The sequence below is a fragment of the Ruania halotolerans genome (assembly GCF_021049285.1).
Taxonomy (GTDB): domain Bacteria; phylum Actinomycetota; class Actinomycetes; order Actinomycetales; family Beutenbergiaceae; genus Ruania; species Ruania halotolerans.
Genome location: NZ_CP088017.1, coordinates 1,732,296 through 1,753,412, shown reverse-complemented (window position 1 = coordinate 1,753,412; position 21,117 = coordinate 1,732,296). Strand labels below are relative to the sequence as shown.

Annotated in this window: 21 protein-coding genes; 13 read left to right on the top strand and 8 right to left on the bottom strand. The window is 66.6% G+C overall.

The features are described from left to right. Window positions 1-4 precede the first annotated feature (4 nt). The 3 genes from LQF10_RS07700 (at window position 5) to LQF10_RS07690 (ending at window position 3,060) form a co-directional block, all read left to right on the top strand. Window positions 5-1,249 carry an ABC transporter substrate-binding protein gene (locus LQF10_RS07700; protein ID WP_231066893.1) on the top strand — a complete coding sequence of 415 codons (1,245 nt, stop codon included), beginning with the start codon at window positions 5-7 and terminating at the stop codon, window positions 1,247-1,249. A 33-nt stretch (window positions 1,250-1,282) separates the two neighbouring features. Continuing rightward, window positions 1,283-2,203, top strand: a complete 921-nt coding sequence (locus LQF10_RS07695) for a carbohydrate ABC transporter permease (protein WP_231066892.1) — start codon at window positions 1,283-1,285, stop codon at window positions 2,201-2,203. Window positions 2,204-2,268: 65 nt separating this feature from the next. Then, window positions 2,269-3,060 (top strand): carbohydrate ABC transporter permease, encoded by a 792-nt coding sequence (locus LQF10_RS07690; protein WP_231067276.1) that lies wholly within the window; start codon window positions 2,269-2,271, stop codon window positions 3,058-3,060. 71 nt (window positions 3,061-3,131) lie between these two features. Here LQF10_RS07690 and LQF10_RS07685 read toward each other — a convergent pair whose 3' ends face one another. Beyond that, complete coding sequence (locus tag LQF10_RS07685; protein WP_231066891.1) at window positions 3,132-3,320, bottom strand: hypothetical protein; 189 nt, start codon at window positions 3,318-3,320, stop codon at window positions 3,132-3,134. A gap of 229 nt (window positions 3,321-3,549) precedes the next feature. Here LQF10_RS07685 and LQF10_RS07680 point away from each other — a divergent pair, with 229 nt between their 5' ends. Both LQF10_RS07680 and LQF10_RS07675 read left to right on the top strand, forming a co-directional pair. Beyond that, the gene (locus LQF10_RS07680) at window positions 3,550-4,854 is read left to right on the top strand and encodes an alkaline phosphatase family protein (protein WP_231066890.1); all 1,305 of its coding nucleotides are present in this window, start codon (window positions 3,550-3,552) and stop codon (window positions 4,852-4,854) included. A gap of 121 nt (window positions 4,855-4,975) precedes the next feature. Next, on the top strand, window positions 4,976-5,584 hold the full coding sequence (locus LQF10_RS07675) for a class I SAM-dependent methyltransferase (protein ID WP_231066889.1): 609 nt from the start codon (window positions 4,976-4,978) through the stop codon (window positions 5,582-5,584). A gap of 82 nt (window positions 5,585-5,666) precedes the next feature. Here the strand turns inward: LQF10_RS07675 and LQF10_RS07670 are convergent, their stop codons facing one another. Together LQF10_RS07670 and LQF10_RS07665 are read right to left on the bottom strand one after the other, a co-directional pair. Next, complete coding sequence (locus LQF10_RS07670; RefSeq protein WP_231066888.1) at window positions 5,667-7,325, bottom strand: Ig-like domain-containing protein; 1,659 nt, start codon at window positions 7,323-7,325, stop codon at window positions 5,667-5,669. A gap of 91 nt (window positions 7,326-7,416) precedes the next feature. Next, window positions 7,417-8,376, bottom strand: coding sequence for a helix-turn-helix domain-containing protein (locus tag LQF10_RS07665; RefSeq protein ID WP_231066887.1), 960 nt, complete (start codon window positions 8,374-8,376; stop codon window positions 7,417-7,419). 91 nt (window positions 8,377-8,467) lie between these two features. Between LQF10_RS07665 and melA the strand changes: the two genes are divergently transcribed. Next, window positions 8,468-9,877 carry an alpha-galactosidase gene (melA, locus tag LQF10_RS07660; protein WP_231066886.1) on the top strand — a complete coding sequence of 470 codons (1,410 nt, stop codon included), beginning with the start codon at window positions 8,468-8,470 and terminating at the stop codon, window positions 9,875-9,877. A 105-nt stretch (window positions 9,878-9,982) separates the two neighbouring features. On the opposite strand, the gene LQF10_RS07655 is transcribed toward melA, so the two are convergent. Continuing rightward, entirely contained in the window at window positions 9,983-11,188 is a 1,206-nt protein-coding gene (locus LQF10_RS07655; RefSeq protein ID WP_231066885.1) for a hypothetical protein, read from the bottom strand. A gap of 163 nt (window positions 11,189-11,351) precedes the next feature. On the opposite strand from LQF10_RS07655, the gene LQF10_RS07650 reads away from it, so the two are divergent. Beyond that, entirely contained in the window at window positions 11,352-12,233 is an 882-nt protein-coding gene (locus LQF10_RS07650; RefSeq protein WP_231066884.1) for a carbohydrate ABC transporter permease, read from the top strand. Window positions 12,234-12,305: 72 nt separating this feature from the next. On the opposite strand, the gene LQF10_RS07645 is transcribed toward LQF10_RS07650, so the two are convergent. Continuing rightward, complete coding sequence (locus tag LQF10_RS07645; RefSeq protein WP_231066883.1) at window positions 12,306-12,851, bottom strand: DUF6036 family nucleotidyltransferase; 546 nt, start codon at window positions 12,849-12,851, stop codon at window positions 12,306-12,308. After that, window positions 12,848-13,348, bottom strand: coding sequence for a helix-turn-helix domain-containing protein (locus LQF10_RS07640; protein ID WP_231066882.1), 501 nt, complete (start codon window positions 13,346-13,348; stop codon window positions 12,848-12,850). Before LQF10_RS07640 ends, LQF10_RS07645 begins: the two co-directional genes overlap by 4 nt. Window positions 13,349-13,596: 248 nt before the next feature. Between LQF10_RS07640 and LQF10_RS07635 the strand changes: the two genes are divergently transcribed. Together LQF10_RS07635 and LQF10_RS07630 are read left to right on the top strand one after the other, a co-directional pair. After that, complete coding sequence (locus tag LQF10_RS07635) at window positions 13,597-13,830, top strand: helix-turn-helix domain-containing protein (RefSeq protein WP_231066881.1); 234 nt, start codon at window positions 13,597-13,599, stop codon at window positions 13,828-13,830. After that, entirely contained in the window at window positions 13,823-15,049 is a 1,227-nt protein-coding gene (locus LQF10_RS07630) for a type II toxin-antitoxin system HipA family toxin (RefSeq protein WP_231066880.1), read from the top strand. Before LQF10_RS07635 ends, LQF10_RS07630 begins: the two co-directional genes overlap by 8 nt. 37 nt (window positions 15,050-15,086) lie before the next feature. Here LQF10_RS07630 and LQF10_RS07625 read toward each other — a convergent pair whose 3' ends face one another. Further along, window positions 15,087-15,395, bottom strand: coding sequence for a DUF222 domain-containing protein (locus LQF10_RS07625; RefSeq protein ID WP_231066879.1), 309 nt, complete (start codon window positions 15,393-15,395; stop codon window positions 15,087-15,089). Between the two features lie 77 nt (window positions 15,396-15,472). Continuing rightward, on the bottom strand, window positions 15,473-16,474 hold the full coding sequence (locus LQF10_RS07620) for a LacI family DNA-binding transcriptional regulator (RefSeq protein ID WP_231066878.1): 1,002 nt from the start codon (window positions 16,472-16,474) through the stop codon (window positions 15,473-15,475). A gap of 107 nt (window positions 16,475-16,581) precedes the next feature. Between LQF10_RS07620 and LQF10_RS07615 the strand changes: the two genes are divergently transcribed. The 4 genes from LQF10_RS07615 to LQF10_RS07600 all read left to right on the top strand — a co-directional run bounded on the left by LQF10_RS07615 (window position 16,582) and on the right by LQF10_RS07600 (window position 20,913). Then, the gene (locus LQF10_RS07615) at window positions 16,582-17,871 is read left to right on the top strand and encodes an ABC transporter substrate-binding protein (protein ID WP_231066877.1); all 1,290 of its coding nucleotides are present in this window, start codon (window positions 16,582-16,584) and stop codon (window positions 17,869-17,871) included. 71 nt (window positions 17,872-17,942) lie between these two features. Further along, on the top strand, window positions 17,943-18,833 hold the full coding sequence (locus LQF10_RS07610; RefSeq protein ID WP_231066876.1) for a carbohydrate ABC transporter permease: 891 nt from the start codon (window positions 17,943-17,945) through the stop codon (window positions 18,831-18,833). Further along, a complete protein-coding gene (locus LQF10_RS07605) occupies window positions 18,833-19,669 on the top strand; it encodes a carbohydrate ABC transporter permease (RefSeq protein WP_231066875.1) in 837 nt (278 codons plus the stop codon). The genes LQF10_RS07610 and LQF10_RS07605 overlap by 1 nt, the downstream gene beginning before the upstream one ends. 32 nt (window positions 19,670-19,701) lie before the next feature. Further along, window positions 19,702-20,913, top strand: a complete 1,212-nt coding sequence (locus tag LQF10_RS07600) for a family 1 glycosylhydrolase (RefSeq protein WP_231066874.1) — start codon at window positions 19,702-19,704, stop codon at window positions 20,911-20,913. The last annotated feature ends 204 nt before the right edge of the window (window positions 20,914-21,117 follow it).

The window sequence follows — 21,117 nt, the reverse complement described above, 5'->3', positions numbered from 1 at the left end:
AATGATGCAGAAGAAGACCTGGATCGCCGCCACGGCGGTCTCCGCGATGGCCGTCAGCCTCGCCGCCTGTACGCCGAGCGGCGACGACTCCGCCGAGAGCGGAGCGATCACCTGGGCCATCGGGGGCGCACGCTCCCAACCGGGCGCGGCGCACGACCAGATCGCCGACCTGTGGAACGAGGCGAACCCGGACACGCCCGTCACCGTCGAGGCACTGCCCGAATCAGCCGACGAAGCTCGCGAGCAGCAAGCCTTGGTGCTCCAAGCCGGCGGCAGCGAGTTCGACGTCCTGGGCCTGGACGTGGTCTGGACGGGCGAGTACGTCGAGAACGACTGGATCGTCGAACTGGATGACCGGCGCGACGAGCTCGATGCCGCCGTCCTTCCCGGCCCGATGGAATCGGCCTCCTGGAACGGCAGCCTCTGGGCTGTGCCGTTGAACACCAACACAGGCGTGCTCTACTACCGCACCGACCTGGTGGATGCTCCGCCGTCGGAATGGGAGGAGCTGTGCCAGGTGGCGGCCGATCTCGACGACTCGATGAGCGGCTACATCGGCCAAGGTGCTCGCTACGAGGGCTTCACCGTGAACTGGCTCGAGTTGTACTGGAGCGCCGGAGGCGAGCTCTACAACGAGGACCAGAGTGAGGTGCTCTTCGACGTCGACATCGCCACGGAGGTGACGTCATTCGTGGCCGAAGCCACGCAGGACGGGTGCTTCGCGCCTGGCTTCAACACCGCGATGGAGGAAGAGTCACGCATCGCCTACCAGTCCGGTGACGTGGCGTTCATGCGCAACTGGCCCGGTCCGTACAGCCTGATCGCCGAGGACGCCGATAGCCCTGCTCACGAGGCCACCGCAGTTGCACCACTGCCCGGCTTCGACGGCAACCCCGGTGTCGCGGCGATCGGCGGGTTCAACAACGCCATCAGCGCCTTCTCGGAGAACCAGGAGATCGCCACGGACTTCGTGGTCTGGGCCGCGACTGACCCCGAGGTCCAGCAGATCCTCGTGGAGAACTCGACCCTGCCCGTGCTCAACGCCGCCTATGAAGACAGCGACGACCCGCTGATCACCCAGCTCGGCGAGGTCCTGCAGACCGCGCAGCCGCGGCCGTCAGTGCCTGCCTGGAACGAGATCAGCCTGGAGATCCAGAGCACCATCTTCCCCGCCGTCAACGGTGAGATGGACCCGCGGGCCGCGGCCGAGCAGCTCGCTGAGTTCCTCGAGGGCACGGTCGCCGAGTGATCCAACCAGTCGATCGGGAAGGGCACCACTGACATGAGCACCGCTATCAGCACGAAGGCCCCGCCACCGCGGCGACGGCTCGCGGGCCACGGGCTCACCGAGGTCGCACTGGCACGGCTGTTCATCGCACCGTCCGTGCTCGTGATGGCAGCTGTCGTGCTCTTCCCGATCGGCTTCGCACTGGTCACGAGCCTGCGTTCCTACACGCGGCGCCAGGTCGACGGCTTCGCCGGGTTGGCGAACTACGGCACCGTCCTGAGCGATCCCGCCTTCTGGGCGGCGATGCGCTTCACCGGGCTGTTCACACTCACCTCGGTGGCGCTGGAGTTCGTGATCGGGCTGGCGTTCGCTCTACTCATGAATCACGCCCGGCGCGGCCGAGGCGTGACGAGGGCAGTGATCCTGGTGCCGTGGGTGATCCCGACCGTCGTCGCGGGGCAGATGTGGGCGTTCATGTTCAACATCAACCCCGGGTTCATCAACAGCCTGCTGGGCCTGGACGACTTCAACTGGCTCGGGTCAGCCGGCTGGGCGACGGTGACGGTGATCGCTGCCGACGTCTGGAAAACGGCCCCCTTCGCGGCCCTGCTTCTGCTCGCCGGTCTGCAGACAATCCCGTCGGAACTGTACGAGAGCGCGCGGATGGACGGGGCGAGTGCCTGGCAACGGTTCTGGCATCTCACCCTGCCGCTGCTACGGCCGGCGATCATGGTGGCTCTGTTGTTCCGCACGGTGGACGCCGTGCGCGTCTATGACCTCCCCCAGGTCATGACGGGCGGCGCCTTCGGCACCGAGTCTCTCTCGATGCTGGTGCGCCAGTTCATCGTCATCACCCCCGATCCCGGCATCGGAGCAGCACTGTCGACGATCACGTTCGCGCTGGTTCTCGGCGTCGGGGTGCTGTTCGTCTCGCAGATCGGACGTTCCATGGTCGAGGGCGGGAGTACCCGATGAATGCGCTGAACCGAACACGCATACGCCGGCGCAGCGGCGGCGATCGTCTGCACGATGGGCTCTTGGTGGTCGTGTTCTTGTGGTGCCTGGCGCCGTTCGTCTGGCTGATCCTGACGAGCCTGAAACAGGGCGACGCGGCCCTCAACGATCCCGATCTCCTGCAGGGCCCGTTCGGCCTGGGCAACTACGTGGCCGTCCTCGCCCAGGACTTCGCCCTCAACATGCGCAACTCCTTCGCGGTCGCCTCGATGACGACGTTGCTGTCCGTCTCGATCGGTGTGATCACCGCCTACGCTCTCGCCAGGCTTCCGGTGCGGCGCCGAATCGCGTTGATGACGGGGGTGCTGGCGGCGTCGCTCTTTCCGCCTGTCGCCCTGGTGCCGCCGCTGTACGAGGCGTGGCGAACGTTCGGGCTCCTCAACACCTATGAGGGGATGTACCTCGCCTACGTGTCGTTCTCTCTTCCGCTCGTCATCTTCATCATGTCCACCTTCTTCGCGGCGATCCCGCGCGAGCTGGAGGAGTCAGCCAAGATCGACGGCGCGTCTGCCCTGCAGGCGTTCGCGCGGGTGATCCTTCCGCTCGCGATCCCGGGGGTCGTCTCCGCGATGATCTTGACCTTCGTCACCGCATGGAATGAGTACCTGCTCGCGAGCACCTTCGCTCCGCGTAACCCGGAGATCGCTCAGACGGTACCGGTCGCGATCGCCACCTTCACCGGTGCCGTCGAGTATCAGCGCCCGATCGGCACCATCACGGCCGCCTCGGTGCTGGTGACCATCCCGATGATCATCCTCGCGTTGCTGCTGCAACGACGTATCGTCGCGGGACTGACGGCCGGCGCCGTGAAGGGGTAGTTCGATGACGGCCCGCTATGAGCCTGACGGCCGGTCGCCCGACGGCGAACAGCGGGGTCCGCGCCGCGGGGCTAGTCCTCAGACGCCTGCTTCCATGCACGCCACCGCTCGGTGCACGGCTCCTCGTCGGAGAGGTCCCGGCAGGCCAGCCTGACGACGCCTGGCAGTGGCTCCGGTGTGGTGTGCGCCACGATGTTCGGGTTGGCGTGTGCCGCGACGAATGCGTTCTGCGGCGTGCTCGGCTGCCAGCGCACCGGCACGGTGCTCCACTGTGCCGGCCGTAACCGGCACCGAGGCGCTGGCCACCTTCCAGTGCGATCGAGAGGGACGCAACTCCGACGAACGCTGTAGCGCCCTTGGAGCATCGTTTCTTTCAAAGGCGTACCTTCTTTGCGCACATCGATCCATCTGCGCCCTCATGGGAGACCCGGCGGATTAGCGGCTGCTACGTTCCCGCAGCAACCTGAAATCACCATGGAGGCCATCGGTATGCCCACGCTCACTCGCCGCCAAACCCTGACCGCCCTCGGTATCTCCGCAATCGCCGCGCCCACAGCCGGCGCACTGACTGCGCAATCCGCCACCGCCGCAGAAGGGGACCAGCGCCACCGCGTGGTGCTCATCGACATCGATGGATTCGATCCTCGGCTCCTAGACGGCGCATACGCCGACATTCATCCGCTCCCTCGCATTCGCCAGCTGCGCAGAGAAGGCGCCTGGGGCGTGGCGTCGGGCACCTTCGCCTCATACTCCAACTCCTCGCGCACCTCCACCGCCACGGGAACCTGGCCGGCAGTCCATCGCAACACCGGCTACTACCTGACCGCCGAGGGAGCAACAGTCACCCAGGAGCGATACATCGAGCCCGGGGTGGAGACCATCGCGCATGCGCTGCGCCGTCAGAACCGCACAGGTGCGTACGTACAGTGGTACGCCGTTCAGAACTATGGAGCCTCCTACGGTGACCCCCAGCAGTTGTACACGCAGCCGGGAGGCACCATCTCGGACCGGGTGGACGACGCCGTCGCACTGCTTTCCGGTGAGCCCGTCTTCTCAGGAGGGCAACAGGTCACCGTGCCACAGGTGCCCGACTTCCTCGCGGTCTACAGCAGCGAAGTCGATGGCTACCTCCACAGCAACGGGTTCGCCAGGGCCGGTCTCGCGGATGCATTGGAGGAGACGGACACCCAGGTGGGCCGGTTGCTCGACACGATCACCGATCTGGGCCTCGCAGACACCACCACGGTGATCCTCACCAGCGACCACGGTCTCCGGGAGTGGACGCAGCCGCTGCTGCCGGAACTCCAGAGCGTGCTCGAGTCGACCGGCGCCTCGGTCTCCTACGTCAGCGCGGGCGGCACTGCCGATCCCGAGGCGGAGATCGTCGTCTACTGTGCACCACGCACGGCAGACATCACCGTGCGTGCCGCGTTCGGGCGCGGCGAACTCACCCGGCTCGCCCGCCGGATCGAACGGATCCATGGAGTGGCCAAGGTCTACGACGAACGGGAGCTCGGCCGGATGGGGGCATCCGACAAACATGGGGATCTTGTGGTGGAGCCGATCGAACCGTTCCACTTCTCCACCCTGCAGGACGGCGTCCGACGCGCCTCGCACGGCGGACTCGAGGAGGCCGAGGTGCCGTTGATCATCGCCGGCGCCGGAGTACGGAGAGGCAGCCGCCTCCGCCGCCCGTCGCTGCTGGACATCGCGCCGACGATCTGCCAGATACTGGACGTCGGCCCGCCCTCAAGCGCCCACGGTCGGCATCTCCGGGAGGCATTCCTCCGGTGACCCCCAGCGGATTCCGCGGCCCCTTCGATGCGACCGGCACGTCACGCGGGAGCGCGGTAGCGGCGCCTCCTCCGCGGCGGTTCCCGGTGGGCGTCCACGGGCGGTGAGGGAGACTGGTGCGATGGTGGAGAAGAGCTTGTGGACCCAGCAGGTCGAGCGCGATCCGAATCACTCGCACTGGTACGTGCAGCGCTTCAAGGACATGGCCGCCGAGGGCGCCGACCTGCACGGTGAGGCGCGGATGATCGATGCGATGCTCCACCGCGGCGCGCGCGTGTTGGATGCCGGCTGCGGACCGGGCCGGCTGGGCGGCGAACTTGCCCGTCGCGGCCACACCGTCGTCGGCATGGATGTCGACCCGGTGCTGATCGAGGCCGCGCGCACGGAGTTCGAGAACTGTACGTGGGTGCTGCAGGACCTGGCAGAACTCGATCTTCCCGCGGCGGGGGTCACCGGCAGCTTCGATGTGGCAGTGGCGGCAGGAAACGTGATGGCGTTCCTGGCACCGAGCACCCGGCGGACTGTACTGACCAACCTGGCCGGGACACTCGCCGACGACGGCCGCCTCGTGGTCGGCTTCGGCACAGGCCGCGGCTACACCGAAGAAGAGTTCTTCGACGACGCCCGCGACGCCGGGTTGGCGGAGTCCGTGCGCCTCGCCACCTGGGACCTGCGGCCGTGGACGCCCGACGCCGGCTTCCTGGTGGCGATCCTGGAGCGCTCGGCGTAGCGACTGGCGCCGTGCGTTGTCGGCCAGTGCGACCACGGTCCGCGGGGCTCGTTGCTGAGCGTGCCCCGCGGACCGGTGCTCGTCAGCTCACTCGACGGCGACGTGCCATCAGGAGCACAGCGCCGGCAGCGAGCAAACCGAGCGTGAGCAGCGCCGGAACCATCGCCTCACCACCGGTCTCAGCAAGCTCGTGATCCTCGGTCTGGGTCGGAGTCTCGCTCGGCTCAGGTGTCTGACTCGGCGAGGGCGTCTCGCTCGGCGTCGGTGTCGGCGGTGCTGTCACAGTGAGGGCCGCCTCCGCCTCCGATGCGGTGTAGGTCGCGTCACCCGCGTAACTCGCGCGCAGGTCGTAATCCCCCGCACCCGGCTCCCAGGTCAGGGCGGCCACGCCGTCGACGACGTCACTGCTGCCGATCTGCGTCTCACCGTCGAAGAACGTCACCGTGCCGGAGATCGGTCCGACACCTTGCGCCGCGCTTTCTTCAGCGTCAGTCACCGTCGCCGTCAGCACCACCTCATCGCCCTCGACCGGCGACTCGGGGTCGATGGCGACCGTGGTCGCGGTGGCGCGCTGGCCTGCCTCGAGCGTGATCGCCGCAGCGCTGGTGTCGTAATGGCCGCCGTCGTCGGTGTAGACGAGGTCGATGAAGTACTCCCCCGACGCGGGCGGAACGAACTCGACCTCGGCGGTTGCCGTAAAGGGTCCGGAACCAGCAGTTGTCACGGGGACCGTGCCGATGGTGGTCTGTTCTCCGCCAGAGGTGACGAGGAAGGCTAGTGTGCCCGAGCCGCCGGTGACGTCGAACTGGCTGATCTGGCCCGTCAGCGTCACCGGATCACCGGCGAGCGGGGCCTCCGTGGAGGCCGTGACCGTGGCCGCCGTGTGGAGGTTCGCGTACCTGACCTCGATGAAGCCAGCCGCTGCCTCATTGGCTGATTCACCGATGACGGTGGCTCCGGTCGCGGCGAACCCGGAGCCGCCACCACCACCTCGGAAGGATTGCTGACTACCCGCGCCGCCGTAATAGCCACCACCGCCCCCGCCGCTGCCACCTCCGTTGTTGATTGCGCCGCCCTGCCCCTGCCCCCCGAGTAGCGCGGCGCCGTCGAACGCAGCGACTGTGCCGGCGGAATAGCCGGCAGCGGAGACCGTCGCTCCTGCCACGTGGTTGCCGGTACTCGCGGCAGCGGCGTCGGCCCCGTCACCGACGAACCCGCCCGCGCCACCGAATCCCGCGCCGTCGTAGGTGCCCGGCGCGTTCTCGTCCCCGGCACCTCCACCGCCGCCACCTGCAACTAGCATCGGGCTCCACGACCCGGCGTCCTCAGCAAAGACGAAGCTGCCTCCGCCACCGCCGCCGCCATACCCGTTGCCGAAGCTGCCGGCGCCGCCGCCGTACCCGCCGGCTCCACCGAGGTTACTGTTCTGCCCTCGGTCGCCGACGATGAAGGCCAACTGGTCACCGGGTTCAACGGACACCGTGGCTTCAACCTGCCCGCCGGCACCGCCGTCCGAGAAGTAACTCCCGCCGGCGCCTGCGGCGACGGTCAACGAGAGCTCGTCGACACCCTCAGGGACGGTCCACAGTTCCGGCACACCGGTCACCTCGAACCGTTCGGTGCAGCTCGGCGCTTCACCACACTCCTCCGGGGGCGCTGCCATGGCGGAGACCGGCCCAAGTGCGGCGGTCAGCACCAGGGCGCCGAGAGCGACAAGGGCAGGCTTCTGTGCACGATTCATCGACGTCGATCTCCCAATCTGGCGCTAGGCTGCCGGCCAACCGCCAGCGGGGCTGTACGACCGTAGCAGTGCTCACCAGTCGCGAGAAGCCTCACACCTCCACCTGACGGCGGTACTCCCGCGGCGTCATCCCGCACGCCCGCCTCACGTGCGCGTAGTAGCTGGACAGCGAGCCGAAGCCGGCGGCCTCCGCGATCTGAGTGGAGGACAGCCGCGAGGTCAGCAGCAGCCGCTGCGCCTCCGCCACCCGGCACATGGTCACGTACTCCCCGATCGTCACGCCCACGGCCCGGCGGAACACCGTCATCGCGTGCGACGGCGTCAGGTGGACCGAGCGCGCGACGTCGCCCACACTCACCTCGCCGCGGAATCTGTCGACGACGAACTGCGCCATCCGTAGGGCGTGCCCCGCATCGCCGGCACGTCCGGCCATACGCGAGTGTGCGCCGTCGGGCTCCGGGGCCTCATGAGCGGCCTCGGGGGCAGCCTCGGGAGAGGGTGTCGCGCCGTCGGTGAAGGGCCAGGGCACAGGATCGGCGCGCAGGATGCGCCGCACCGCTGCCTGGATCTCCAGCAGCGCGATGCCCTCGGTGGCCCGATCCCCGATCTCCTCCAACCAGGTGGAGACCATCGCCGCGAGGCGCTCGCGCAGGGCCGGCTCGTCGGTGACCAGCGGCATCGCCTGCATCAGCCGCTGCATATCCGCCTCGGCCAGGCCCCAGCTGAGCACGGTGGCGAACGGCACGTGCACCCAGCACGTCTCCCCCGCGGCGTCGGCCTCCGTACGTTCCTGCACCAGGCCGTGCGGTTGCGTGGCCCAGAACATGGCGATCTGCCCCTCCCGCAGCACCAGCGGGCGGCCGGCGTAGAGGTAGCGCAGCTCACCGCGCAGGACGATGTTGACCTCGAGGTCATCGTGGCGGTGCAGCGTGAGCATCGTCGGCGGTTCCCCGCGGCGGCACCACAGTGCCGGCTGCTCGGTGACGACGCGGCCGAAGCCGCGCCCCTCCTCGCGGGTTCGCGGTCTGTCCCGGAGATCGTCGGTGCCCACACGCTGAACCCTACCGAGCACCGTAGGATCCTGGAAGAACAGCGCACCACGCCGCGAGATTCCGAGAATACGACTGCGTACGTTGGCAGGCATGAGCACAACGACGTTCGTCACGAACCCGAAGATCGCCATCATCGGAGCCGGAGGCTTCGTCTTCCCGTTCCGCCTCATCGGCGACATCCTCAGCTTCCCCGCCCTGCGCGAGTCGACCCTGTGCCTGATGGACATCGACCCCACGCGGCTGGACCCCGTTGCTGACGCCGGCGAGGAACTCGTCGCTCACCACGGCTTCGCCACCACCATCGAGCGCACCACCGACCGCCGCGAGGCCCTCGCGGGCGCCGACGTCGTCATCATCACCTTCCAGGTGGGCGGGGTGGCCTCCTACAAACACGATGTGGAGATCCCCAGGAAGTACGGCATCGACCAGACCGTGGGTGACACGCTCGGCCCGGGTGGAGTGTTCCGGTTCCTGCGCTCGGTGGACGCCTACGACGAGATCGCCGACGACGCCCGCGAGCTCTGCCCGGACGCGCAATTCATCAACTACGCCAACCCGATGGCCATGGCCACGGCGTACCTCAATGCCAAGGGGCTGAACGCCGTCGGGCTCTGCCACAGCGTGCAGGGCACCACCCGCATGCTCGCACGCACCTTGGGCGTGCCGTATGAGGAGGTCAGCTACCGCTGCGCCGGGATCAACCACCAGTCCTGGATCCTGGAGTTCCGCCACGGCCAGGAGGACCTGTACCCGCGGCTGCACGAGGTGATGGGCGAGCGTCACCAGCGCGGGCGCGGCGCCGCGCAGCTCGCCGGTGACGAGGGCGATCACAGCGAGGCGGCCGAGGAGATGAGTTCCTACGAGGGCGGCAACGAGCAGGTCCGCACGGCGATCATGGCGCACTTCGGCAAGTTCCAGACCGAATCGAGCCATCACGCCTCGGAGTACCTGCCCTACTTCCGCAAGGACGCCACAACCATCACGGAGTACATCCCGCAGCGGTGGGACTACTACGAGATCTGCGCCGCGCACGACGAGCAGGGCGACATCGCCGGGCAGCTGGCGAAGATGAAGGAGCAGCTCACCGCCTCCGTGGAGTACGGCGCGATGATCGTCAACTCCCTGGTCACCGGCACCCCGAGCGTCGTCCACGGCAACACCCCCAACCGTGGGGTGCTGATCGAGAACCTGCCAGCCGATGCCTGCGTGGAGGTGCCGTGCCTGGTCGACTCACGTGGCGTGCAGCCGACGACGGTCGGCGCGTTGCCACCGCAGCTCGCCGCCCTGAACCGCACCAACATCAACGTCCAGACCCTGGCCGTGGACGCTGCCCTCACCGGGGACCGCGAGCACATGTTCCACGCGGTGGCGCTCGACCCGCTCACCGGGGCGAAGCTGACGCTGGAGGAGATCCGGGCGATGACCGATGAGCTGGTCGCCGCGCATGGCGACATGCTGCCGGAGCGGTTGCGTGGGCCACGCGAGAGCTTGAGGGTGTGATCCGCAGAGCTCAACGCGACCGTGATCGGCTAGGAAAAGAATCTCGGGCGAGACCTACCGGTGAACGTCCTGACTATTCTGGACGGTCCGGGTCGAGCACAATGTTCACCTGCTTCGTATCCTTAGTGAAGAGGCAGCAACGTCGGGAGCAGCCACATTCCGACGAATGTGCGAGTTGCTGGGCTGCGAGCCTGCCGTCCGGTTAGATGGCCCGCCAACTACGTTCGGCTGGCCCGAACCAATGGAGTACGGACCCGGCGCCGCAAGGCCCCAACGCAAGCGGTCCGCAACGCCAACTGCTGCCTGCACGAGGCTCTCACCGTGATAGCAATCGAGATAGGCAAAGCGCAAGTCGCGCCTCAACGAAGATTCTCGCTTGTGAAAACGATCGATGAAATATCCAATCAGGCCCCGCAGTTCAGCATCCGCACGAATGACCGGGACCCACCGGCTCTCCTCACCACAGGGCGCGAGCACGTTCTCCAAATGCATCATCGCCGTTACGACGTTTCTGCGCCCCTCCGCATCCCGAGCGTTCAGCCCCGCCACTACCACATCGGTCAGCCGCTCTACGATTTCTCGTCGAATGGCATCCAAGCGCCTCCGATAGGTGATGACGCCCCTCATGGCCCCGCTCACTACCGTCGCCGCGAGAAGGGGTGGGACGAGCTCCCCCAGCGTCGTGGTTCGACCGGCGAGCACGATGGAGATTGCGAGTGACACACTGCAGATAGATGCAGCCAGGCGGACGCGCCAAACGGAGGAGCTGTTTCCGGAGCGACCATTGATCGCCACAACCGGATCCAGATCGAGGACGGTCAGTACTGCAAGGAGACCACTTAGCACGAAACTCACCATCAAATTCAGAACGAGGTCGGGGTAAGTCGACATAAAGTCTGGCTCGATCACTAGACCGTAGAGAATTACGCAGCTCGTGAAGAGCGCGAGCGCCAGGCCTATCAGCCCCGTACTATAGCCCGCTATTGTGGCTACAATCGTCATCCTAACCTTAATCCGGCTAACCGTTCCCGGAGCGATCCCCTGGAGAATCACATGCACCGATAACATTGCTGCAAGCGCCCCGAGAATGAGCCACGCCGAGGAGCGTGCGCTTTGCTCCGATTCCACCGGAGCACGGGAGATGAGCTCGACGGCCACGACGCCCACGCTCGCCGTCAACACCACCAGTCCAAGGATGAGCCGAAGCCGATTATCTCGGCCAGGGCGTAGTCCGCACTGCTGACCGGCCGCCTCTCGCAACATCCGCAGGATCTGCTCGCCCTGCGCAAGGGTTCCTTGTTGCATCACCATCACTCCCTAGTCCTAGTCACTTTTCACCCGCAACCGGTTCTATCGCGGGGTGCCGACATCCGACGGAGGCGGAGGTGCGGCTAGCTCCCGTTCCCTGAGCACCGATCAGCGGTGAAGTGGTGCACAAACCGGGGCGCATCATCAAGAGAGCGGAGGCCTACCTGTGAGCACCACGAGCTCGACCACCAGGCGCGTCACGGGACCACCGCACGTGCGCCGTCGCTGGACCAGCCCGGGCACCTGGGTGCTGGTCGCCACGCTTGCCGGCGTCGCGATCCTGATGGTCTTCCCGCTGTACTGGATGGGCGTCTCGGCCTTCACGCCGGGAGGTCAGTCGCAGAGCTCGGAGTTCTACCTGTGGCCGAGCGAGCCGACCCTGACCAACTACACCGAAGTGTTCGCGACCCAGCCGGTATGGCGCTGGATCGGCAATTCCCTGTTCATCACCATCGTCACCACGGTCATCTCGGTGACGGTGTCCCTGGGCGCTGGGTATGCACTCGCGAAGTTCCGGTTCTGGGGCAAGGGACTGCTGTACACCGTGTTCCTGCTCACGATCATGATCCCGATCCAGGTGACGCTGGTGCCTTCGTTCCTCGTCGTTGCCCGGCTGGGCCTGGTCGACTCACCGTGGGCGGTGATCTTGCCGACGGCGTTCGACGTGGTCGGGATCTTCATCGCCCGTCAGTTCATGCTCGCTGTTCCGGACGCGATCCTGGAGGCCTCCCGCCTGGACGGCGCCGGCGAGGTGCGCACCTTCAGGTCGGTGGTGCTGCCGACCTGCGGGCCGCTGGTGGGCGTGCTGGTGATCCTGTCCTTCATGGCCAAGTGGAACGACTTCCTCTGGCCGCTGGTGGTGCTGCAGGGCAACGAGAACTTCACCGTGCCGGTGGGATTGTCGACGCTGACGAACAATCCGGCCTTCGCCTCCCCCTGGGGTGCGGTGATGGCGGTGGCTTCGCTGACGGTGCTGCCTGTGCTGGCCGTGTTCCTGGTCTTCCAGCGTCAGTTCGTGCAGGGGATTGCGAGCACGGGGATCAAGTGAGGGGTGGGGTGCACCCGGCACTCCGCGGGCGGCATCGTGTCTTCGACGCGGTCATGGCTCGAGCGCGGAATGTCATGCGGTCGAGTATCGCGCCAGGAAGCTACCGATCCTCTCGCGCACGAGCCTGTGCTCGTCCGGAATGAGCACGTACCGCTCGTGCAGCACCGCGAGATTCAGCAAGTTCGCGCGGATGAGTGTGTCGACGAAGTCGAAGTCCTTATCCCGGGCCGCACCGAGCTTGGCGATGGCGAGATCGTGTGGTTCCAAGAAGTGCGGATCGGCAGGCTCAGAAGACCGTAGCGGCCACGTGATCAGGCGCTCGCGCCAGCCAGACGGTAGGTAGAGCGCCGTCTCAATGTGCACACCCTCCGCGTACACCCCGTTAGCCTGGTGGAACGCGGACATTTCGCCGATCGCTCCTTCGACGCCATCGGCTTTGGTCCGATCCGGGTCGTCCAGGAAGGCGATGTCGGCCTCGATGGACGCTGTCGCCGCGGGTGGGAGGTCATCCTCGTCGAAGGCTCCCAGGATGGCCTGGGATCCGATGACGAGGATGTCCCGATCGCCGGTGATTCTGCACGCAGCCCGCAGAAGGTGGGCGAGTTCGGCGCGTCTCACGCGGCCGCGTGCTCGCGGTCCCAGTGCTCGCGGAAGGACCGCAACGCCTGCCGTCGGTCGACCTCCGAGAGGACACCCGCGAACGGGCTGTTCTGCCGCAACTCACTGGAATGCTCATCAGTGCCCATGAGTACCGTGACGACCTCGTCGACGCCGCCGTCGATGACCTGCTCCCACTGCTCCAGGTAGCGCGTCGCCATGCCATCGGCACGGTGTACTGACTTCCAGTTGCGGATGTTCTCTCGCGCTGTCTCGAGCACGTTCTCCGGGTCGATCATGAGGTAGCCCAGCAGCACACGATGCAACCACAGACTCTTCTCCTGTTCGCGGGTGAGCGGGGGCTGGAGCAGACGCTGAATCTCGAACCGCCGGATCCGGCGGTGTGTTCCTGTCTTGGTGCAGTTCAACTCACCGCGCTCACACAGGTCGACGACGTGCTGACGCGAGACGCCGAGCATGCTCGCCGCCTCACTCGTGGTCAACCAATCGTTGTGCATGGCACTCATCGTACCGCTAAACACCAAAAACGCCACGGGTGCCACAACCAAGCACGATCACGTCGTTGCGTGCCGCCTGAGGGGCGGGTTTCGCGTCAGCACTATCGTCAGACCCCGACCTTCGAGGCGACCGACTACAGTCATCGATCCGTACCTGGCGACTACGAAAAGATCATCACGCATCTTGACTACATATCTGTAGTCAACTTATCGTGACTACGAAACAATCATCAGGTCGGGAGGCCGGAGTGGCGATTCGTGGCACTGTCTCAAGCCCAGAGTCCCTGGGCAGGATTCTGCAACAAGCCCGGCTCCTTGCCGGCCTCTCCCAGCGCCAGCTCGCGAACAGGATGGGCGTGAGTCAGCGCTACATCTGGGAGATGGAAGCCGGTAAGCCGTCGAAATACACCGACCGGTTGTTCGCCATGATGCGCGAAACTCACATGACGCTGTCGGCATCCATCGAGACGCCTGATGAGTGAGCTCCAGGTCGAGCTCTACGGCGAACCGCTCGGCACCTTGCGGGGTGACAGCCGCAGCTACGACTTCGCGGCTGACGCACGTGCGCTGGAGCGGCACGGGCTGGACAGTCTGGTGCTCTCACTCGCAGTCCCGTTGAGCGCGGTGCCGGTGCGCTCAGCGAAGGCTCGTCGTCAGAACTTCTTCGCCGAACTCCTCCCCGAAGGCCGACTGCTCGCGCGCTTGGCGGATCGGGCGCGAGTCAGGCCGACCGATGCCTTCGGGATGCTTCGCCGGTACGGACGGGATGTAGCCGGAGCGCTGCAGATCTGGGATCCGGAGGAGCCGGGTGAGCCGAAGGAGCCGCGTCTCGCAGCCATCGATGCGGCCGGGATCGCGCGCCTGCTCGAACGTGAGAACGACCAGCCCTTGGGCAACCGGCCGACCGGCGGCAAGACGTCCCTGGCCGGCGTGCAGGACAAGATCGTGCTGGCGTGGCAGGACGCGGCGTGGCACCAGGTGCTCGATGGCTATCCGTCGACCCACATCCTCAAGCCGCAGGTGGTGGGCAACCCGACCGGACTGTTCGACGAAGAGTACGGGGCACGGATCGCCCGGCATATCGGCCTGTGTGAGTACGAGACTCGGATCGACACCTTCGCCGGCGTGCACGCGCTGGTGATCGAGCGGTACGACCGGGACGCGTCGATGCCGCAGGGCCGCGTGCACCAGGAGGACATGAATCAGGCACTCGGCGCCTCGCGCGACCAGAAGTACCAGCGGATCGGCGGGCGAGTGAGCCTGGCCCGCATGGCGTCCGCGATCGGCAGCGTGAGTCCGGACGCCCCGACGACGTTGCTCAGGATGGTCACGGCCGCCGTCGCTCTCGGCAATCTCGACATGCACGCCAAGAACATCTCCCTCCTACATCCCCCGGATGGGTCGGTGCGAATGGCGCCGGCGTATGACATGGTGCCGATGGCGCATCAGGACACCGATGGCGAGATGGCTCTGGCCGTCGCCGAGGAGTATCGCCACCGCCAGCTCACCCGGGAGCATCTGGTCAGCGAGGCGACTGCCTGGGGGCTACGCGATGTCAGGACGGTCATCGATCGCACGCTCGAGGCGATCCTCGCAGCGGTGCGCGAGGAGGCGCCGCACCCGAGCGCGCATCCGGGGTTGCGGGCCAATGTCGCCCGATCCGCGACGAACCTGCTCAGGTCCGGGGCGGTGGGTGACTGATCATGACGCCCGCGGCACCGACGTTCGACTACCCGAGTCAGACCGGCGCGGGTGCGGTGGCACCGGCGGCTGCTCCGTCGGCGAGCGCGGCGACCAAGGCCACGAAGGCGTCGGCACGTCGCTGCTCGGCGCTCCGTCCGAGGACATGACCCACCTCGGGCGAGTCCGCGTCCTCGAGTAAGAGCTGCGCCTCGACGCGCATGAGGGCCCGCACGACGCAAAGGTCGACGGTGCCCGACATGTGCCTCATTCCGTCACGCTCTTCGCTCATGTCAAGGTTGCGGAGCGACTCGATGAGCAGGGCTCTGGGTTCACCAGCGATCAGATCAGTTCCGTTGTTCGTCATGAGCGCCACCGTAGGAGTGACTACCGACAGCGAGCCCGGCGATGGGCCCGTTTCCCTAGTCGATCGGCGCAGACCCCTCACCCCCGTGTCGACCCCCGCACCACCAACCGGTGCGAAACCAGATATTCCCGCACTGCTCCCCCCGGATCCCCGATCCGCCCGATCAGCGCCTTCACCGCCGTTTCGGCAATCTCCGCATGATCGGCCGCCACGGTCGTCAACGGCGGGAACGAGAACGACGCCTCGGTGATGTCGTCGAACCCGACCAGCGCCATGTCCCCTGGTACGTCCACGTCGTGCTCGTGCAGTCGCCGCAGCGCTCCCATGGCGAGCATGTCGTTGAAGCAGATCACCGCGTCCGGTCGTTCGGCCGAGTCCACGAGGTTCGCCATCGCCTCGTAGCCGTCCTCGGCGTCGTAGCGCTCCACGTACTGGTGGTGCCCGCCCGCCACTCCTTCCGCTTCCGCCAGAGCCGCCCGCACCCCCTCCTCCCGTAGGTGCGCGGTGCGCGCGTAGTCCGCCCGCCGTAGCCCGATCGCGGCGATGCGCCGGTGGCCATCCGCAATCAACTTCCTCGTCGCCTCATACGCGGCCGCCCGATCGTCGATGTAGACGTGATCGAGGTGATCCCCGGCGATCCGCTCCCCCACCAGCACCAGCGGGAACTCCGACTCCCGGTGCTCGATGTCCTCAGCCCGCAGCGCCTCGGGGTGGAAGATCGCCCCGTCGAACATCGCACCGCGCGGCCCCAGCTGGATCAGCCGTCGTTCACGCTCGATGTCCCCATGCGTCTGGTCCACGGCCACCGTGTACCCGCGGGCGGTCGCGGCCTGCACCACCTCGGCCGCCAGCCGCGCGAAGTGCGACTGTGCCAGGTCCGGCACCACGAAGCCGAGCAGCCCGATTTTGCCGGTGCGCAGGCTCTTCGCCAGCTGGTTCGGCCGGTAGTCCAGGGCCGCGAGCGCCGCCTCCACCCGAGCCCGGGTCTCGCCCGCCACGTACGGCTGGTGGTTGACGACGTTGCTCACCGTGCGTGGTGAGACGCCCGCGAGCTGTGCCACGTCCTTCAGTGTTGCCATGGGAATCCCCTTTCCGGTTTGCATCGTTGCATGAAAGGCGGATGTTGTATATGTTGGCACCGTCTTTCAACGATGCAAGAGAGCCATGTAGCCCGAGGAGGCACATCATGAGGACCATTCGACGCACGTGCGGTGCAGCACTGGCCGCCGTCGCCCTCGTAGGCGTTGCCGCCTGCAGCGACGGCGCCTCGTCCGGTGACGGCGGCCCCGTCACCTTGACCATGTGGCACGGCCTCACCGGCCCGGACGGCCCCGCCTTCCAGGAGGTGGTCGACAACTTCAACGACTCGCAGGACGAGGTCACCATCGAGGCCGAGGCCCTCCCCTGGGACTCCCTCTATCAGCAGTTCCTCACCGCGGCCACCTCCGACGACGGCCCGGACCTGGTCGCGATGAGCGCCTCCCGGCTCCCCCAGTACGCCGAACGCGGCGTGCTCGGCTCCACCGACGAGTTCTACGCCGACGACACCTACATGGACACTTCGGTCCTGGCCGAGGGTGCCGTACAAGCCTCCGTCTATGACGGCGTCAACTACGGCGTGCCCCTCAACCTCGGCCCGGTCCTGATGTACTGGAACAAAGCCCTCTTCGAAGAAGCCGGCCTGGACCCCGAAGCCCCGCCCACCACCTGGGAAGAGTTCGAGGAGATGATCCCGGACCTCACCGTGGACGAGGACGGTGACGGCACCCCCGAGCAGTACCCGATCGCCATGGGCGACCACTCCACGGTCCCGGTGTTCCCGAGCTTCCTGTGGAACGGCGGCGGTGGTGTGGTCTCCGACGACGGCACCACCTCCCTGCTGGGCGATGCGGCCACCGTGGCCGCCGCCGAGCACTGGGTGAACCTGGTGCGCGAGGAGCAGATCACCCCGGTGGGCATGTCCGGCGCCGACTCCGACCAGCTCTTCCAGGCCGAGCTCGCCGCGATCACCATCAACGGCCCGTGGATGACGGCCGGCCTGACCGAAGCCGGGCTCGACTACGACGTCACCGTGCCGATGGCCGGCCCCGAGGGCCAGTCGATCCTCGGTGACGTGGTCTCCATGACCATCTCCCAGCGCCTCACCGACGCCGAGAAGGACGCCGCCTTCACGTTCTTCGCCTACTGGGAGTCGGTGGAGAGCCAGGCCACCTGGGCCAACGGGTCGGGCTTCCCCGCCATCCGCACCGATATGCCGGGTGACGCGGTGACCAACGAATGGGCCGCCGTCTTCGGGGCACCTGAGGTGCTGGAGAACGTGCGCCCCTACCTGACGGGCGTGCCGGGATCGGGTGAGATCAACGAGGACATCTTCACCCCGGCGCTGCAGTCGGCGCTGAACGGCACCGGTGAGGTGGCCGATCTCTTCCCCGCCGCGGGCGAGGAGATCCAGGCCATCCTCGACGACGGCTCCTGACCATCCGCTCCAGGGTGGGCCCTGCCTAGTGTGGCAAGGCATCGGCCCACCCACCGACCACGGGATGACCTATGAGAATCGGTCGCACGGTTGCCGGCAGGCAGGCGCGGGCGGCGTGGATGTTCCTCGCCCCCGGGCTGGCGCTGCTGACCCTGTTCACGGCGTGGCCGCTGCTGCGCACGGCTTATCTGTCCTTCACCGAGTACAGCCTGCTCACGCCCCCGGAGTGGGTGGGACTGGCGAACTACCGTGAGCTCCTGGGCGACGACCAGGTCACGAACGCCTTCCAGAACACGGTGATCTACGCCGTCGTGGTGACGCCGGTGACCATCGCCCTGGCGCTGGGCCTGGCCATGGCACTGAACGCGAAGTTCTTCGGCCGCGGGCTGGTGCGCACGGCGGTGTTCGTGCCCTTCGTGGTCTCGCTCGCCGTCGTCTCGATCGCGTTCCGGTTCCTGCTGGACCCCAACTACGGCCTGGTCACGCACTGGCTGGACGGGGTCGGCCTGGCTCCCACGCAGGGAGCCCTGGCCCAACCGGGTACGGCGATGGCCGCCGTCATGGCCGTGGGCGTCTGGAAGAACGTGGGCTTCTACATGGTGATGTTCCTGGCGGGCCTGCAGTCCATCCCCCGCGACCTCTACGAGGCCGCCCAGCTCGACGGCGCAAGTCGCCTACAGAAGTTCCGTGCGGTGACCATGCCCTTGCTGAGCAACCAGACCATGTTGGTGAGCATCCTGGCCGCGATCGCCAGCTTCCAGGTGTTCGACCAGATCAAGGTCATGACCAACGGCGGGCCGGCGATGAGCACCGAGACGCTGGTGGTGATGGTCAACCGGGTGGGGATCAACAACCTCGAGTTCGGGTACGGCTCAGCGGTGTCGGTGGTGCTCCTGCTGCTGATCCTGGTGCTCTCGATGGCGCAGTACTTCTACTTCGGACGTAAGCAGGTGAGGTACTGATGCACACCACTTCCCCCGCGCTGCGCCGCGCCTGGACGGTGGCGCTGACGGTGGCCATGTTCGCGATCGGGTTGGCGATGGTCTTCCCGATCGTGTGGTCGATCCTGACGGCGTTCAAACCGAATGCCGAGGCGGCCTCGGCCTCCCCGACGTTGTTGCCACAGACGTGGACGCTGGAGAACTTCTCCGAGATCTGGTCGGCGATCCCGTTCGCGCAGCTGTACGGGAACACGATCATCTTCGCCGGCTCAGTGATGGTGCTCTCCCTGGCCTTCGACACGATGGCCGGGTATGCGCTGGCGCGGTTCGACTTCCGCGGCAAGACGGCGGCGTTCATCGCCATCATCGTGATGCTGATGATCCCGTACCAGGCGGTGATCATCCCGCTGTATGACCTGGTGCACTCCCTCGGACTGGGCCAGACCGTGGCCGGGATGATCGTGCCCCGCTCGGCGAACGCCTTCGGGGTCTTCTTCATGCGCCAGTTCTTCCTCGCCCTGCCCAAGAACCTGGAGGAGGCGGCGCGGATCGATGGGGCGAGTGAGTGGCGGATCTTCACCCGGGTGATGCTGCCGTTGACCACACCGGCGTTGCTGACGTTGGGGTTGTTCCACTTCCAGTTCAACTGGAACGACCTCCTCTGGCCGCTGGTGATGTCGAACTCGATCGACGGCGCGACGTTGCCGGCCGGGCTGGCGCTGTTCGCCGGGCAGCACGTGGTCGAGTACGGGCTGCTGATGGCCGGCTCGGTGCTCGCGCTGATCCCGCTGATCCTGTTCTTCCTCCTCATTCAACGCACGTTCGTCACCGGTATCGCCACCACCGGCATCAAGTAACGCACGAGACCAGTTAGGACTGTTTGCAGCTCATGACGCACTTCTTCTCCCCGGACCGGATCGCGATGGGTGTCGGTATCGAGGACACGTTCATCCCGCAGGAGCGGGTGGGCCACCGCAAGCTGGACGAGTACGAGCTCACCCAGCACTACCAGTACTGGCGCGAGGACCTGAACCTGGCGAGGGAGGCCGGGGCGGAGTTCATCCGCTGGGGCATCCCCTGGTTCCAGGTGGAGCCTCGCCCGGGGGAGTTCGACTTCTCCTGGATCGACGAGGTCGCCGCCCACATGCAGCAGATCGGGCTGCACTGCGTGGTGGATCTGCTGCACTACGGCACGCCGCTGTGGCTGGACAACACCTTCATCAACGCCAAGTACCCCGAGTACTTCGCGAGGTATGCCGGGGCCGTAGCCGAGCGCTACCGGGGCGTGTTCACGTCGTTCACTCCGGCGAACGAACCGCTGGTGAACGCCCAGTGGTGCGGCCGCGACGGCGGCTGGCCGCCGTACCTGACCGGCGAGGACGGCTACGTCAAGGTCGTGACGGCGGTGGCGGAAGGCATGTCGCGGGCGCAGGAGGCCATCCACGCAGTGGCACCAGAGGCGGAGATTGTGTTCGTCGACGCCGGCTTCCGATACGTGGGCGACCACTTCCCGGGGCACTCGCGCGAGCACCTGGAGGAATGGCGTTTCATCGCCACGGACCTGGTGCTGGGGCGGGTGGATGAGGAGCACTCGCTGTATGGGCATCTGCGCGAGCACGGGGTCAGCGCGGAGAAGCTGGCCTGGTTCCGGGAGAACGCGAAGACCCCGGACATCATGGGAGTGAACTACTACCCCGGGTTCACGACGCTCTCCTTCGACGCAGACGGGGCTGAAGTGCCTGGGGAAGGTGGGGTCGAGGGACTCGTGGAGCTCGTGCGGGCCTACCACGAGCGGTACGAGTTCCCGATCGCGATCACCGAGACGTCGCGCAACGAGTCACCCGAGGCGAAGATCCAGTGGCTGCAGGAGTCGTTGGCTGCGTTGGAGGACCTGCGCGCCGACGGCGTCCCCATCACCGGTTACACCTGGTTCCCGTTCTTCTCGCTGATCGACTGGCTCTACCGGTACGACACCGACAGCGCCGACAACCACTGGAACCACCTCGGGTTGTTGGAGCTGCGGAGGACGGCGGGGGGTGTGTTGGAGCGGGTGCCGAACGGAGCACTTCACTCGTTCCGGAAGGCAGCTCACCGGAAGTGAACTGAGAGAAGCTCGCAGACTCGGCGCTGAACGACCAAGTACCACGTCCCTGCGCTAGGTGGCCGCTTCGATCCAACCATCACATGCGACGACGGCACTGCGCCCCGACGCAGTTTGCGCGTACGAAGTTCGATCGTGCTGCGAGACACAGAAGCTGGTGCGGTGCTGATATTCTGGTGCATCTGGTCGGCACCTGTGGGCAGT

What these genes read in the sequence shown, in the direction of transcription:
- LQF10_RS07625 (WP_231066879.1), bottom strand. Translation starts at nt 15,395, where the DNA reads ATGACGAACAACGGAACTGATCTGATCGCTGGTGAACCCAGAGCCCTG.
- melA (WP_231066886.1), top strand. Translation starts at nt 8,468, where the DNA reads ATGAGCACAACGACGTTCGTCACGAACCCGAAGATCGCCATCATCGGA.
- LQF10_RS07630 (WP_231066880.1), top strand. Translation starts at nt 13,823, where the DNA reads ATGAGTGAGCTCCAGGTCGAGCTCTACGGCGAACCGCTCGGCACCTTG.
- LQF10_RS07670 (WP_231066888.1), bottom strand. Translation starts at nt 7,325, where the DNA reads ATGAATCGTGCACAGAAGCCTGCCCTTGTCGCTCTCGGCGCCCTGGTG.
- LQF10_RS07700 (WP_231066893.1), top strand. Translation starts at nt 5, where the DNA reads ATGCAGAAGAAGACCTGGATCGCCGCCACGGCGGTCTCCGCGATGGCC.
- LQF10_RS07615 (WP_231066877.1), top strand. Translation starts at nt 16,582, where the DNA reads ATGAGGACCATTCGACGCACGTGCGGTGCAGCACTGGCCGCCGTCGCC.
- LQF10_RS07640 (WP_231066882.1), bottom strand. Translation starts at nt 13,348, where the DNA reads ATGCACAACGATTGGTTGACCACGAGTGAGGCGGCGAGCATGCTCGGC.
- LQF10_RS07655 (WP_231066885.1), bottom strand. Translation starts at nt 11,188, where the DNA reads ATGGTGATGCAACAAGGAACCCTTGCGCAGGGCGAGCAGATCCTGCGG.
- LQF10_RS07605 (WP_231066875.1), top strand. Translation starts at nt 18,833, where the DNA reads ATGCACACCACTTCCCCCGCGCTGCGCCGCGCCTGGACGGTGGCGCTG.
- LQF10_RS07610 (WP_231066876.1), top strand. Translation starts at nt 17,943, where the DNA reads ATGAGAATCGGTCGCACGGTTGCCGGCAGGCAGGCGCGGGCGGCGTGG.
- LQF10_RS07620 (WP_231066878.1), bottom strand. Translation starts at nt 16,474, where the DNA reads ATGGCAACACTGAAGGACGTGGCACAGCTCGCGGGCGTCTCACCACGC.
- LQF10_RS07600 (WP_231066874.1), top strand. Translation starts at nt 19,702, where the DNA reads ATGACGCACTTCTTCTCCCCGGACCGGATCGCGATGGGTGTCGGTATC.
- LQF10_RS07680 (WP_231066890.1), top strand. Translation starts at nt 3,550, where the DNA reads ATGCCCACGCTCACTCGCCGCCAAACCCTGACCGCCCTCGGTATCTCC.
- LQF10_RS07675 (WP_231066889.1), top strand. Translation starts at nt 4,976, where the DNA reads ATGGTGGAGAAGAGCTTGTGGACCCAGCAGGTCGAGCGCGATCCGAAT.
- LQF10_RS07695 (WP_231066892.1), top strand. Translation starts at nt 1,283, where the DNA reads ATGAGCACCGCTATCAGCACGAAGGCCCCGCCACCGCGGCGACGGCTC.